Consider the following 13,391-nt stretch of genomic DNA (forward strand, 5'->3'; position numbering starts at 1 on the left):
AGGTAACCATCTGGGCAGATACCGGTTTTCAAGGTATAGATAAACAGCATCCTAATACACAAATCCCAAAAAAAGGAACTCGAAAAAGACCTTTATCGCCTGAACAAAAACAAGAAAATAAAATAATCTCGGGCATCCGTATTACAGTTGAACACGCCATCGCGGGTATCAAGCGCCTCGGTTGCATGACCCAAATTTTACGGAATCGTAGACCCTTTATTGATGATACCTTCTTACTCCTTAGCGCAGGTCTTTGGAATTTCCATCTCAGAACAGCGTAAAATTTACTTCAATCACCGAAACACCCTTATTTCACTATTAAGCAACACGCTTATTCTCCTTTTGGCCAGGGCCGAGATAATGCATTGGCTAGTGTTGAAGAGCTTAAACCTGCTTGTCTTGATATAGCTGCTAATGTTGTTCCGCGTTTTTTTAGCGCTGCAATAATATCCGCAGGATGCCAATCAGATTTCTGTGAAATCATTTTTAATCCTTTTTCTATTAAATATATTGCTGTATTAGTGGTATAAATGACAGATAGTTCTGACATGTATTTCGAACTAGAACTTGTTATTAGAAATAAAATAACATTTTTTTTCTTTAATAGTTTCTTATTTTTTTTCTTAAAAATCTCTTTTTTGAACTTGATTACAAAAAATAGAGAAATTTTATAGATATTTTAAGAAATATAGTGAGGCTCTCTTCAATTTATTAGGAGTATAAATAATTAATTCTAGTTATGTTAATTCAGTATAATAGAATGACAAAAATAAAAATCTTTAATTTATATTAATTCCTTAGAATTAATAGTTATAAAATAATTTGTCCGATATTAATAGAAAAAAATTAGTTAATAATGATAGTGAAAAGGAGAACAATATTTGCAAGAGATAAAAAAAGAAATAACCCTACAATTTTATTCAATGCTTTTTCTATGGTTAGAAAATTGGGAGGGTTTTAAAAGAAAAAAATAATCTAAAAGGCCACCATTTTTAACAATTAGATTTGCAGAATTAGGTTATGTATTAATACCAAAAGTGATGCGAGAAAATTATGAAAAAAGAATGGTATATCGCGAAAGAACTCGCTGGATTGGTTGGTTTGCCTTCATCACCACAAGGTATCAACCTAATGGCTCGCAGGGAAGGATGGGAGCAACGTCGAAAACGTGGGGTTCAAGGCAAAGCTGTTGAATATCATGTTAGTAGTCTACCTGAAGATGTATTTAATGTATTATCGCTAAATGATAACTCTATTGATTATCGCGGCAAAGGAAAACGACAAGATGCTTTTTTAATTTGGGTCGAAGCTTATAAACAATTAACAAAAAAAGAGCGTGAAAAGATTATTAAATTTATTTTACGGGAAGGATTGGAAAAGTTAATTGGTTATATCAATTGCTGTGAAGCGATATTGGTGGAAGAAGATAACTCTGGAACAGGATGAACTGTTCCAGAGAAGTTTTTATTATGAGGGGCGTTGAACGGAAATGCAAGCCAAGCTAATTAGAGCATCTTTATAAGATGTATCAGGTAAGATATCGAGAGTTTTAATTGCTTTATCAGCTTCCTCTCTAGCTCGGCTGCGGGTATATTCAAGAGAGCCACAGCGTTTCATGGTAATTAATATGATACTGAGTAAATGGCGCCCATTACCTTTTTCTATTGAGTTACGAATAAGTGCAGATTCTTCTGCGGTGCCTTTTTTCATTGCATGAAGTAGAGGTAGTGTTAGTTTTCCTTCATCCAAATCATCGCCAATATTTTTGCCAATAGTAGTACTATCCGCATCATAATCCAGAAGATCATCAATCAGTTGGAAGGCAGTACCAAGATAACGGCCATAATCTTGTAAGGCTTGCTGTTGGATTTCATTGGCACCTGATACGATCGCTGATGCGTGTGTCGCTGCTTCAAATAGGCGTGCAGTTTTACTATATATTATTTGTATATAGGTACTTTCGGTGATGTCTGGATTATTACAATTGATTAATTGTGAAACCTCACCTTCTGCGATGATATTTGTTGCATCAGACATCAGCTTTAAAACAGGCATAGAATCAAGCTCTGTCATCATTTGAAATGATCGGGTATAAATGAAGTCTCCTACTAATACACTGGCAGCATTACCAAAAACAGCATTTGCTGTTTTTTTACCGCGCCGCAAGGTGGACTCATCAACAACATCATCATGTAGTAGTGTTGCGGTATGAACAAATTCAACCAATGCTGCTACATTAATGTGTTTTTCTCCTTGATATCCTAAAGCCCTCCCAACCAGGATAGCAATCATGGGCCGAATTTTTTTTCCACCACCGCTAATAATATAGTGGCCCAGCTGATTAATGAGATGGACATCTGAATTTAATTGATTCAAGATTGTTTTATTAACCGCTTCCATGTCTTTTGCGGTTAGATTGATAATTGATTCTAAATTCATTTTATAAATTCTTTTATCAATTTGGTTTTACCTAAACATAATATTTAGTCAAGTGATTTCGTTCTGTTAATCTGCCGCTAATTGTACTGTAAAATTAATTACAAATGAACGGCTACGGAATAAATACACTTCAGAAAGTAGATTTTTTATTATTATATTGAATTCTAGGCTTGTCTTCTGATGCTTTTTTGCGTAGAATTCGCGCCCTATTGTGAATATTTTATAAAATGCACTCTGAAATCAAATATGCTAAGGGAGTGTGTTAATCGGAGTTTATATGTACGCGGTTTTCCAAAGTGGTGGTAAACAACACCGAGTCAGCGAAGGCCAAACAGTTCGCCTGGAAAAGCTAGACATTGCGACAGCTGAAACTGTTGAGTTCGATCAAGTATTGATGATCGCCGACGGTGATGATATTAAAATCGGTGCTCCTGTCGTTGAAGGCATCAAAGTTAAAGCTGAAGTTATTGCGCATGGTCGCGGTGAGAAAATTAAAATTGTTAAATTTCGTCGCCGTAAACATAGCCGTAAACAACAGGGCCACCGTCAGTGGTTTACTGATGTTAAGATCACTGGTATTGCTTAAGAATTAGGAGAGCAGATTAATGGCACATAAAAAGGCTGGCGGCTCAACGCGTAACGGTCGCGATTCCGAAGCAAAACGCCTAGGTGTAAAACGTTTTGGTGGTGAATCTGTGTTGGCAGGTAGCATTATTGTTCGTCAGCGTGGTACGAAATTCCATGCTGGTAGTAATGTTGGTTGTGGTCGCGATCATACCCTGTTTGCATTGGCTGACGGAAAAGTTAAATTTGAAATTAAAGGACCAAAAAATCGTAAATATGTCAGTATCGAAGCTGAATAAGTTTTTTTGATCTTTAAATAGCGTTTAAAAAAGCCCTGCAATTTTGCGGGGCTTTTTATATTACCTTATGTGATACCATCTCTGGGTAAGACTACCATCTAGCGTATAATGTCTAGTATGCGGAGAAAAGATAATGAAATTTGTTGATGAAGCCAAAATATTAGTTACAGCTGGCGATGGCGGCAATGGCTGCGTTAGCTTCCGCCGTGAAAAATATATCCCTAAGGGTGGGCCTGATGGTGGAGATGGTGGAGATGGTGGAGATGTTTATCTGTTGGCTGATGAAAATCTTAATACATTGATCGATTATCGATTTGAAACAATCTTCCAGGCTGAGCGGGGACAGAATGGTCAAAGTCGTGATTGTACTGGCAAACGTGGTCAAGATAAGACCATTAAAGTCCCGGTTGGCACGCGAATACGTGATTTTTCAGCCAGAGAAATCGTTGGTGATATGACGCGTCACGGGCAACGTTTAATGGTTGCGAAAGGTGGATTTCATGGTTTAGGTAATACCCGATTTAAATCATCAGTCAACCGTGCTCCCCGTCAAAAAACGATGGGAACGAAAGGTGAAACAAGAGAATTGCTACTTGAATTGATGTTATTGGCTGATGTAGGCATGCTAGGTATGCCGAATGCCGGTAAATCGACTTTCAGTCGCTCAGTCTCGGCGGCAAAACCCAAAGTTGCTGATTATCCATTTACTACTTTGGTGCCGAGTTTGGGCGTAGTACGCATGGATAGTGAGCAAAGCTTTGTTATTGCTGATATCCCTGGCTTAATTGAGGGAGCGGCAGAAGGAACAGGTCTTGGCATTCGTTTCTTAAAGCATTTGGAACGTTGCACGATACTTCTGCATCTTATTGATATTTGCCCTATTGATGGTTCTGATCCGGCTCAAAATGCCAAAATAATTGATGCGGAACTGGAAAAATATAGTGAGAAATTAGCACAAAAACCGCGGTGGTTGGTTTTTAACAAAGTTGATCTTTTGACCCCCGAAGAGGCTAATGACCGTATAAAAGCCATTGTTGAAGCATTAGGATGGCAAGATAAGTATTATCAGATTTCTGCGGTAAATCAGCTAGGTGTTAAAACACTTTGCTGGGATATTATGACGTTTATCCAAGCCCATCCTCAAAATATATCGGTAGATAGTGCAGGATCCGATAAAGCTGAATTTATGTGGGATGATTATCACAAAGAACAACTACTTGATAATGAAACGGATCTGGATGATGACGATTGGAATGAAGACGATGAACAGGGAATCGACTTCATTTATAAGCGTTAATTAATGCGAATTATTTTTTAGCGGGTATCGAGTAGATACCCGTTTTTCTATTAGTAATTACGATAAAGATCTTTATAGAGATGGCTTTCAAAACGGACAAGCGGAATACGGCGACTATTATATTGCGCTGGTGGCAAGCTATAAGCTGAAATAAACTGCACGAAAGCGATACGCTGACCACTTTGCGCGGTAATGAAGCCGACAAGGTTATATACTCCTTGCAAAGCACCGGTTTTAGCTGAGACCTTACCATTAACGCCTGCATTGTCTAAGCCACCACGATAACGTAAAGTGCCATCATGACCAGCTAATGGTAACATAGCGATAAAGTTCAGTTGACTATCATGTTTAGCAATATATTGCAAAATAGACATCATAGCCGTTGGTGTAATTAAATTGTGACGAGATAGTCCTGAACCATCTACCATAATCGTATTGGCTAAGTTAATATTGGCTTTCTGTTTTAAAATCTGGCGGATAGCATCGGAGCCAGAAGACCAAGTACCCGGGACTCCATAATATTCACGGCCTATGGTTCTAAAGATCGCATCAGCTATCATATTATCAGATTTTTTTAACATTACTGTCAGCAAATGATGTAGCTGTTTAGATTTTGTCGTGGCCAGAATATTTCCTGCTATGGTAGGCAAGTGGCGTTGTTTAATGTGCCCGGTAATCGTGATTTTGGCATCTATCAGGTTAGTTTTTATAATAGCTCCTGCATAGCTTGCGCCGTTTTGAACGGCAAATGCTAATGGTAAAGGTTGGATCGCCAGTGAAGCGTACAACCAAATCACCTTTTAAACGATGATCGATAATTTTTCCTTCAGTTTCGAAATGGGTGACAAATTGATAATCACGACCTAATTGAAGTAATGCAGCTAGTGCGGTAATAATTTTTTGAGTACTTGCAGGTAGTGCCATTTGTTGGCTATGGTAATCGAACAATGGACTATCACTCCCCACTTTTTGCGCGATAAAAGAGAGATTTGTACCTGCAGGCAGATAATTAATATAGTTTTCAATTGGCGCTGATAGCGCCTGATTGAATATGAAAAGTAGGTTAAATAACCAATATGATCTTCCAATTTTTTTAAAAAAAGCCATAAGTGCTGTATATAAAAGTAGACATACTAAAGTGTAATGCAGAAAAAAGTAAACGGTGACCTAGCATTAAGTGTGCGTTAGAATGGTTAATTAAATGATAGAATAATAAAGTTGTAAATTAATAGTTAACAAGGTTTGCCCCCTTTTTTGTTTGCCCAGAATGTTGTTTTGTCAGAAGTGCTAATTTGCTTTAATGACAGAAAAATCAGGAAGATATTTAATTTTTATTTAGGAAAGAATCAGAGGCATTTATTAATGAAACAGATTCCAATGACGGTACGTGGCGCAGACAAGCTGCGTAAAGAGTTAGAATTTTTAAAGAATATTCGCCGTCCTGAAATTATTGCTGCTATTGCAGAAGCACGTGAACATGGTGATTTGAAAGAAAATGCAGAATATCATGCAGCGCGTGAGCAGCAAGGGTTTTGCGAAGGGCGTATCCAAGAAATTGAGGCTAAATTGTCTCATGCGCAAGTTATTGATGTAAAAAAAATGAAAAATGAGGGTCGTGTAATATTCGGCGCGACAGTTACCGTATTTAATGTAATGACAAATGAAGATCAGATTTATCGTATTGTGGGTGATGATGAAGCCGACATCAAAGAAAATCTCATTTCTGTTAATTCACCAATAGCTCGAGGCCTGATCGGTAAGACTATGGATGATGTGGCAGTTATCAACACCCCTGGCGGTGAAGTTGAATATGAAATTTTACGAGTGGAATATATTTGATTTTCATTTTATCTTAAAGTGTTATGTTCTTGAGTTAATTCAAAAGTAAAAGAGGCCAAAGCGGCCTTTTTTACCTTGAAGTGGGATGGCATTTTTGTATAAATGTAGAAAACTTATTTAGGTAAAATGATCTTGCGTGCTTCAGAAGGGCGATAGAGTATCAAAATTTTACCAATAATTTGCACATTGATAGCATCGGTTTCTCGAACAATAGCGTTAGCTATAAAATTTTTGCTTTCGCGATCTTCGCTCGCTATCTTGATTTTAATAAGTTCATGATATGACAAAGATTGTTCGATTTCAGCTAAAACACCTTCAGTTAAACCATTGTTACCTATCATTACAACAGGCTTTAGATGATGAGCAAGGCTTTTTAGATATTGTATTTGCTTTTTATTAAGAGTCATTGTTTTTTGCTTTAGTGGGATTGAAAACGGTACATTCTACCGCCATCTTTTAGTTATCACCATAAATTCTATAATTTTGGTATATCGAAAATGGCAGAGATCAGTGTTATTTTATAAGTATAGTTGGAAAAACAATGGCTAATAAAAAGCGTTCAGCAAGCTCTAGTCGTTGGTTGCAGGAACATTTTAGTGATAAATACGTTCTTCAAGCACAAAAAAAAGGGTTTCGCTCGCGTGCATGGTTTAAATTGGATGAGATCCAGCAGAGTGATAAAATATTTAAACCTGGTATGACCGTTGTTGATTTAGGGGCAGCGCCTGGTGGTTGGTCTCAATATGCAGTAAGCAAAGTTGGCCAGACAGGGCGGGTTATTGCAAGTGATTTATTACTAATGGATCCCATCGTAGGTGTTGATTTCTTACAAGGAGATTTTCGGGATGAGCAGATATTGAAGGCATTACTTGAACGAGCTGGTGATAAAAAAGTCCAGGTTGTTATGTCTGATATGGCTCCCAATATGAGTGGGACACCTGCGGTCGATATTCCTCGATCCATGTATCTGGTTGAGCTAGCGTTGGATATGTGTCGCGATGTACTGGCTACTGGGGGAAGTTTTATTGTTAAAGTATTTCAGGGAGAAGGCTTTGATGAATATCTGAGGGAAATTCGCTCTCTATTTTTGAAAGTTAAAATTCGTAAACCAGATGCTTCACGGTCACGTTCACGTGAAGTGTACATTGTAGCGACAGGACGCAAAATATAGTACCCTGTACGTTATTTATTTAACATAGTTGTAATGAAGAGGTTCATCCCTTGAGTGACATGGCGAAAAACCTGATTCTCTGGGTAGTCATTGCGGTAGTCCTGATGTCTCTATTCCAGAGTTTTGGTCCTAGCGATTCGAATAGTCGCAGGGTGGATTATTCTACCTTTATGAATGAGTTAACTCAGGATCAGATACGTGAAGTGCGGATTTCTGATCGTGAAATTAGTGTTAAGAAAACGGATAACAGTCGTTATACGACTTATATTCCAGTGAGAGAGGATCCAAGATTGTTGGATACCTTGCTTGAAAGGCATGTCACCGTCATTGGTGAACCACCTCAAGAGCAAAGTTTCTTAGCGACTATTTTCATTTCCTGGTTCCCAATGCTATTACTAATTGGGGTTTGGATCTTTTTTATGCGTCAGATGCAAGGAGGAGGTGGCAAAGGTGCTATGTCCTTTGGTAAGAGTAAGGCGCGCATGCTGACAGAAGATCAAATTAAAACCACTTTTGCTGATGTTGCTGGTTGTGATGAAGCAAAAGAAGAAGTTGGTGAGCTAGTTGAATATTTGCGTGAACCGGGTCGTTTTCAAAAATTAGGTGGTAAAATTCCTAAGGGAATTCTGATGGTAGGGCCACCGGGAACAGGTAAAACTTTATTGGCAAAAGCCATTGCAGGTGAAGCAAAAGTTCCCTTTTTTACTATCTCCGGTTCAGATTTCGTAGAAATGTTCGTTGGTGTTGGTGCTTCTCGAGTTCGTGATATGTTTGAACAAGCAAAGAAAGCCGCGCCTTGTATCATATTTATTGACGAAATCGATGCGGTTGGCCGCCAACGTGGCGCAGGTTTGGGAGGAGGGCACGATGAACGTGAACAAACTCTTAACCAAATGTTGGTAGAGATGGATGGATTTGAAGGTAATGAAGGTATTATTGTTATTGCCGCTACCAACCGTCCCGATGTGTTAGATCCGGCATTATTGCGTCCTGGACGTTTTGATAGGCAGGTTGTTGTGGGTTTACCTGATGTACGTGGTCGTGAGCAGATTTTGAAAGTTCATATGCGCCGTGTACCTTTAGATCCTAGTGTTGATGCTTCAGTATTGGCACGAGGCACACCTGGTTTTTCTGGTGCTGATTTAGCTAATTTAGTTAATGAAGCCGCCCTTTTTGCAGCACGCGGAAATAAGCGTGTTGTCACGATGGTGGAATTCGAAAAGGCAAAAGACAAGATCATGATGGGTGCTGAACGTCGCTCTATGGTGATGACAGAGGAACAAAAAGAATCTACGGCTTATCATGAGGCTGGCCATGCGATTATAGGACGTATTGTTCCAGAACATGATCCTGTTCATAAAGTGACAATTATCCCACGAGGTCGTGCGTTAGGTGTCACATTCTTCTTGCCAGAAGGTGATCAAATTAGTGCGAGTCGGCAAAAGCTAGAAAGTCAAATTTCTACGCTTTATGGCGGCAGATTAGCTGAAGAAATTATTTACGGTTCAGAAAAGGTATCTACTGGCGCGTCAAACGACATTAAAGTAGCAACTAATCTTGCTCGTAATATGGTGACGCAATGGGGTTTTTCTGAGAAATTAGGGCCATTGCTCTATGCCGAAGAAGAAGGTGAGGTTTTCCTGGGCCGCTCGGTTGCTAAAGCTAATCATATGTCAGACGAAACTGCGCGAGCAATTGATGAAGAGATCAAGGCGATTATTGATCGTAATTATAAACGAGCTCGTCAGATTTTGAATGAACACATGGATATTTTGCATGCGATGAAGGATGCATTGATGAAATATGAAACCATTGATGCACCTCAAATTGATGATTTGATGAATCGCCGTCCAGTTAGAGCTCCAGCTGGCTGGGATGATAATGATAGTAATCCTACTACAACATCCTCATCACAAGGAGAGCCAGAAAAGAATATTTCTGCCGCTCAGGGTGAAGATAATGTGCAAGAAAATGATAATGGAAGTAACACAGAGAATCGTTAATGATCATTGGTTCTCTATGTGAAATGAATAAATGATTGAAACCCCAGGACAACCTGGGGTTTTGTTTGGTTGAGTAAGGTGATTATGAAAATTACTGCCCGAAAAATAGAGCTTGATCTTAATTGTCCTGTTGTTATGGGAATATTAAATGTTACTCCAGACTCTTTTTCTGATGGTGGTATATACAATCGTTATGACTATGCGCTCAAGCATGTAGCTAGTATGGTTAACCATGGTGCGGCAATTATCGATATTGGTGGTGAATCAACCCGTCCGGGTGCTAGTGAAGTCAGTCTACAGCAAGAACTTGATCGAGTTATCCCAATAATCGAAGCAGTAACTGACCGTTTTGATGTTTGGGTTTCTGTTGATACTTCTAAAGGTGTTGTCATGACAGAGGCAGCTAGAGCAGGTGCGCATATTATTAATGATGTTCGGTCGTTACATGAACCGGGTGCATTAGAAGCTGCGGCTGAAACAGGATTACCGATCTGTATTATGCATATGTTAGGTCAACCTAAGACAATGCAACAAACACCCGATTATAAAAATGTGGTTGTAGAAGTAAAACAGTATTTATCAGATGAAATTGAACGCTGTGAAGAGGCTGGCATTGCGAAAAATCGTTTGATTATTGATCCAGGTTTCGGTTTTGGTAAAAACTTGGTGCATAATTATCAATTATTAGCGAAATTGAATGAATTTCATGCTTTCGGAGTGCCACTATTAGTGGGTATGTCACGTAAATCTATGATTGGTGAACTATTAGATGTACCACTAGAGGAACGGCTTATTGGCGGTATCGCATGCGCAGTTATCGCAGCTATGCAGGGAGCACAGATTATTCGTGCTCATGATGTAAAAGAAACTGTACAGGCTATGAAGATTGTTCAAGCAACCCTTTCAGTAAAGGAAACAGATGATTATGAGTAAGCGCAAATATTTTGGCACCGATGGTATTCGTGGCAAAGTAGGAGAAAACCCAATTACCCCTGATTTTGTTTTGAAATTGGGTTGGGCAGCGGGTAAGGTTTTAGCGCGGCATGGTTCTCGTAAAATAATCATAGGTAAAGATACACGCATTTCAGGTTATATGTTGGAGTCATCTTTAGAAGCGGGTCTTGCAGCAGCTGGGTTATCAGCTGCATTTACAGGTCCTATGCCTACACCAGCGATTGCTTATTTAACACGCACATACCGGGCTGAAGCGGGCATTGTTATTTCTGCTTCCCATAATCCCTATTATGATAATGGTATTAAATTCTTTTCGATTGATGGCACTAAATTACCTGATGATGTAGAAGAAGCAATAGAAGCTGAGATGGAAAAACCACTTACTTGTGTTGAGTCTGCCGAATTAGGACGAGCGAGTCGCATTGTTGATGCTGCTGGGCGTTATATAGAGTATTGCAAAGGGACGTTTCCCAGTGACCAAAGTTTAAGTGGATTAAAAATAGTTTTAGATTGTGCTAATGGCGCAACCTATCATATTGCCCCGAATGTTTTAACTGAGCTTGGTGCGGAAGTCATCGCAATCGGCTGTGAACCAAATGGACTGAATATTAATGAGGGTTGTGGCGCGACTGATGTTACGCTATTGCAAAAACGTGTGGTAACAGAAAAAGCGGATATTGGTCTTGCTTTTGATGGTGATGGTGATCGGGTAATAATGGTTGATCATCGTGGTAATAGAATAGATGGCGATCAAATTCTTTATATTATTGCGCGTGATGCACTTCGACAAGGTCAATTGCACGGTGGAGTTGTTGGCACTTTAATGAGTAATATGGGATTAGAATTAGCCCTGCAACAGTTGGATATACCTTTTATCAGGGCAAAAGTTGGCGATCGTTATGTTCTCGAAAAATTACAAGAGCAAGGATGGCGGCTTGGTGCTGAAAATTCAGGCCATATTATTTTGTTAGATAAAACGACAACAGGTGATGGAATTATTGCTGGTTTACAAGTTCTAAGTGCGATGATCCGTAATAATATGAGCCTTTATGATCTCTGTTGTGAGGTTAAATTGATGCCTCAGGTATTAATAAATGTGCGTTTTTCCGGTAGCCATAATCCATTGGCCACAGAAGAAGTTTTAAATGTGGTAAACCAAGTGAAAAAAGAACTAGCAGGTAGAGGACGGGTTTTATTGCGTAAATCAGGTACCGAGCCTTTAATTCGCATCATGGTGGAAGGTGAGAATGAAAAGCAGGTTACCGCAATGGCTAATCGCATTGCTGAAGTGGTCAAGCAAGTGAAATAGGTCATAATATTTTTACAAAAGATCATATAGTTGTATAAGTATTGTGTCATTTTTCGTCAACTGGCTTTGGAGAACAACTTTTGTTGTTTTTTTCTACAAATAGTACGATGAGATAAAAATAATCTTGCTTGTCAGCTAAGGTTTGGTTAGTATTCAAAACCGCTCCTTAAAGTAACGACTTAAAGAGCAAGTTGCAGTAGATAAGTTTTTCCGAATTTTATTGTCAAATAGGTAGTTAGCTATGTACATAACCCTTTTGGTTATCCTTTTATTAGTCTCAATTGCGCTGATTGGTATTGTCATGCTGCAACAAGGGAAAGGTGCTGATATCGGAGCTTCATTCGGTGCAGGTGCTTCTGCAACATTATTTGGTTCATCAGGATCAGGTAATTTTATGACGCGGATGACGGCTATCTTTGCAACATTATTCTTTGTTATCAGTTTAATTTTAGGGAATTTAACTGCTAATAAAAGTGTGACTGGAAGCAAATGGGAAAACATTGGTGAACCTGTTAAAGTTGAGAAACCAGTGGGAGTTCCTACAGCGCCTGTAGCACCAACAAGTGATATCCCTCATTAATTAAGCAACAATTTGTGTAGTGAGGCGGTTTTATTAAAAAATTGTCTTACTGGTGTGCCGAGGTGGTGAAATTGGTATACACGCTACCTCGAGGTGGTAGTGCCTATAAAATGGGCGTACGGGTTCAAGTCCCGTTCTCGGCACCATTTTAAAAGATAGCTTGCGTTTCGCATATTATCAGCGTAAAATTTGCGGAATTTCGGAACGCGGGATGGAGCAGCTTGGTAGCTCGTCGGGCTCATAACCCGAAGGTCGTCGGTTCAAATCCGGCTCCCGCAACCACTTCTTAGCATATGATCTATTTCAGGCGTCTAATTGGATTATTTTCGTTTGGAAGAGTGCTGAGTCAGGGGTTAAACCTACTGGCAGTGTATAGGGTCCAGTTGCATAAAGCCCCGGTTTTCGGGGTTTTTTGTTATTTAAAACAGAATTACTGGGCTTTTAGCCCTTTTTTTATGTCTGGGGGTGGGGTTTGTCCACGTTAGAGCAAAAATTAATATCGATGATTTCAGTGCCGGTAGAAGCTCTAGGTTTTGAATTTGTTGGTCTGGAGTTTATTCGAGCACGGGTTTCGACATTACGCGTTTATATTGATAACGAAAATGGTATTACCGTTGATGATTGTGCCGAAGTTAGCCACCAGGTCAGTGCAGTACTGGATGTTGAGGATCCGATCTCAGAGCTCTATAACCTGGAGATATCTTCACCAGGACTTGAGCGTCCACTCTTTACTGTTGCACACTATCAGCATTTTATTGGTAAAGAAGTGAATTTAATATTAAGAATAGCAATGCAGAACCGTCGTAAATGGCGAGGTATAATTAAAGCTGTTGATGACGAAATGATTACGGTTACTGTGGATGGCAAGGACGAAGTGTTTGCACTAAAAAACATCCAGAAAGCTAACCTGGTACCCCACTTTTAATAAAGTTCAAT

Annotated in this window: 14 protein-coding genes, 2 tRNA genes and 2 pseudogenes; 14 read left to right on the plus strand and 4 right to left on the minus strand. The window is 39.2% G+C overall.

Going from position 1 to position 13,391, the window contains the following annotated elements; genetic code table 11:
- The coding region (locus CBG25_RS12375; RefSeq protein WP_290603775.1) for a transposase family protein at positions 1-281 on the plus strand (281 nt) is incomplete at its 5' end.
- A 53-nt stretch (positions 282-334) separates the two neighbouring features.
- Here CBG25_RS12375 and CBG25_RS12380 read toward each other — a convergent pair.
- A pseudogene (locus tag CBG25_RS12380) lies at positions 335-484 on the minus strand (helix-turn-helix domain-containing protein); the annotation flags it as partial.
- A gap of 569 nt (positions 485-1,053) precedes the next feature.
- Here CBG25_RS12380 and CBG25_RS12385 point away from each other — a divergent pair.
- Positions 1,054-1,446 carry a DNA-binding protein gene (locus CBG25_RS12385; RefSeq protein WP_290606957.1) on the plus strand — a complete coding sequence of 131 codons (393 nt, stop codon included), beginning with the start codon at positions 1,054-1,056 and terminating at the stop codon, positions 1,444-1,446.
- A 21-nt stretch (positions 1,447-1,467) separates the two neighbouring features.
- Here CBG25_RS12385 and ispB read toward each other — a convergent pair whose 3' ends face one another.
- Positions 1,468-2,439 carry an octaprenyl diphosphate synthase gene (ispB, locus tag CBG25_RS12390; RefSeq protein WP_290606959.1) on the minus strand — a complete coding sequence of 324 codons (972 nt, stop codon included), beginning with the start codon at positions 2,437-2,439 and terminating at the stop codon, positions 1,468-1,470.
- Between the two features lie 277 nt (positions 2,440-2,716).
- On the opposite strand from ispB, the gene rplU reads away from it, so the two are divergent.
- The 3 genes from rplU to cgtA all read left to right on the plus strand — a co-directional run bounded on the left by rplU (position 2,717) and on the right by cgtA (position 4,599).
- A complete protein-coding gene (gene rplU / locus CBG25_RS12395; protein WP_290606961.1) occupies positions 2,717-3,025 on the plus strand; it encodes a 50S ribosomal protein L21 in 309 nt (102 codons plus the stop codon).
- Positions 3,026-3,044: 19 nt separating this feature from the next.
- Positions 3,045-3,302, plus strand: coding sequence for a 50S ribosomal protein L27 (rpmA, locus tag CBG25_RS12400; RefSeq protein ID WP_026821837.1), 258 nt, complete (start codon positions 3,045-3,047; stop codon positions 3,300-3,302).
- A gap of 133 nt (positions 3,303-3,435) precedes the next feature.
- Positions 3,436-4,599: an Obg family GTPase CgtA gene (gene cgtA, locus CBG25_RS12405; protein WP_290606963.1), complete on the plus strand. Its 1,164-nt coding sequence runs from the start codon at positions 3,436-3,438 to the stop codon at positions 4,597-4,599.
- Positions 4,600-4,649: 50 nt separating this feature from the next.
- Here cgtA and dacB read toward each other — a convergent pair.
- A pseudogene (dacB, locus tag CBG25_RS12410) lies at positions 4,650-5,706 on the minus strand (D-alanyl-D-alanine carboxypeptidase/D-alanyl-D-alanine-endopeptidase).
- 255 nt (positions 5,707-5,961) lie between these two features.
- On the opposite strand from dacB, the gene greA reads away from it, so the two are divergent.
- Positions 5,962-6,438: a transcription elongation factor GreA gene (greA, locus tag CBG25_RS12415; protein ID WP_290606965.1), complete on the plus strand. Its 477-nt coding sequence runs from the start codon at positions 5,962-5,964 to the stop codon at positions 6,436-6,438.
- A 113-nt stretch (positions 6,439-6,551) separates the two neighbouring features.
- On the opposite strand, the gene yhbY is transcribed toward greA, so the two are convergent.
- Positions 6,552-6,845, minus strand: a complete 294-nt coding sequence (gene yhbY, locus CBG25_RS12420; protein WP_290606967.1) for a ribosome assembly RNA-binding protein YhbY — start codon at positions 6,843-6,845, stop codon at positions 6,552-6,554.
- Positions 6,846-6,979: 134 nt separating this feature from the next.
- Here yhbY and rlmE point away from each other — a divergent pair, with 134 nt between their 5' ends.
- From rlmE to rimP, 8 genes are all read left to right on the plus strand, one after another.
- Positions 6,980-7,609 carry a 23S rRNA (uridine(2552)-2'-O)-methyltransferase RlmE gene (gene rlmE, locus CBG25_RS12425; protein WP_290606969.1) on the plus strand — a complete coding sequence of 210 codons (630 nt, stop codon included), beginning with the start codon at positions 6,980-6,982 and terminating at the stop codon, positions 7,607-7,609.
- Between the two features lie 59 nt (positions 7,610-7,668).
- Positions 7,669-9,612: an ATP-dependent zinc metalloprotease FtsH gene (gene ftsH / locus CBG25_RS12430; RefSeq protein ID WP_290606971.1), complete on the plus strand. Its 1,944-nt coding sequence runs from the start codon at positions 7,669-7,671 to the stop codon at positions 9,610-9,612.
- Positions 9,613-9,696: 84 nt separating this feature from the next.
- Positions 9,697-10,545, plus strand: a complete 849-nt coding sequence (folP, locus tag CBG25_RS12435) for a dihydropteroate synthase (RefSeq protein ID WP_290606973.1) — start codon at positions 9,697-9,699, stop codon at positions 10,543-10,545.
- Positions 10,538-11,875, plus strand: a complete 1,338-nt coding sequence (gene glmM, locus CBG25_RS12440; protein WP_290606975.1) for a phosphoglucosamine mutase — start codon at positions 10,538-10,540, stop codon at positions 11,873-11,875. The genes folP and glmM overlap by 8 nt, the downstream gene beginning before the upstream one ends.
- Positions 11,876-12,116: 241 nt before the next feature.
- Positions 12,117-12,455 carry a preprotein translocase subunit SecG gene (secG, locus tag CBG25_RS12445; protein WP_290606977.1) on the plus strand — a complete coding sequence of 113 codons (339 nt, stop codon included), beginning with the start codon at positions 12,117-12,119 and terminating at the stop codon, positions 12,453-12,455.
- A 56-nt stretch (positions 12,456-12,511) separates the two neighbouring features.
- Positions 12,512-12,601 (plus strand) — tRNA-Leu (locus CBG25_RS12450).
- A 59-nt stretch (positions 12,602-12,660) separates the two neighbouring features.
- Positions 12,661-12,737: transfer RNA gene (locus CBG25_RS12455), tRNA-Met, on the plus strand.
- A gap of 190 nt (positions 12,738-12,927) precedes the next feature.
- A complete protein-coding gene (gene rimP / locus CBG25_RS12460) occupies positions 12,928-13,380 on the plus strand; it encodes a ribosome maturation factor RimP (protein ID WP_032114389.1) in 453 nt (150 codons plus the stop codon).
- Positions 13,381-13,391: the final 11 nt, after the last annotated feature.

Origin of the sequence: Arsenophonus sp. ENCA, assembly GCF_002287155.1 — a bacterium.
GTDB lineage: Bacteria > Pseudomonadota > Gammaproteobacteria > Enterobacterales > Enterobacteriaceae > Arsenophonus > Arsenophonus nilaparvatae.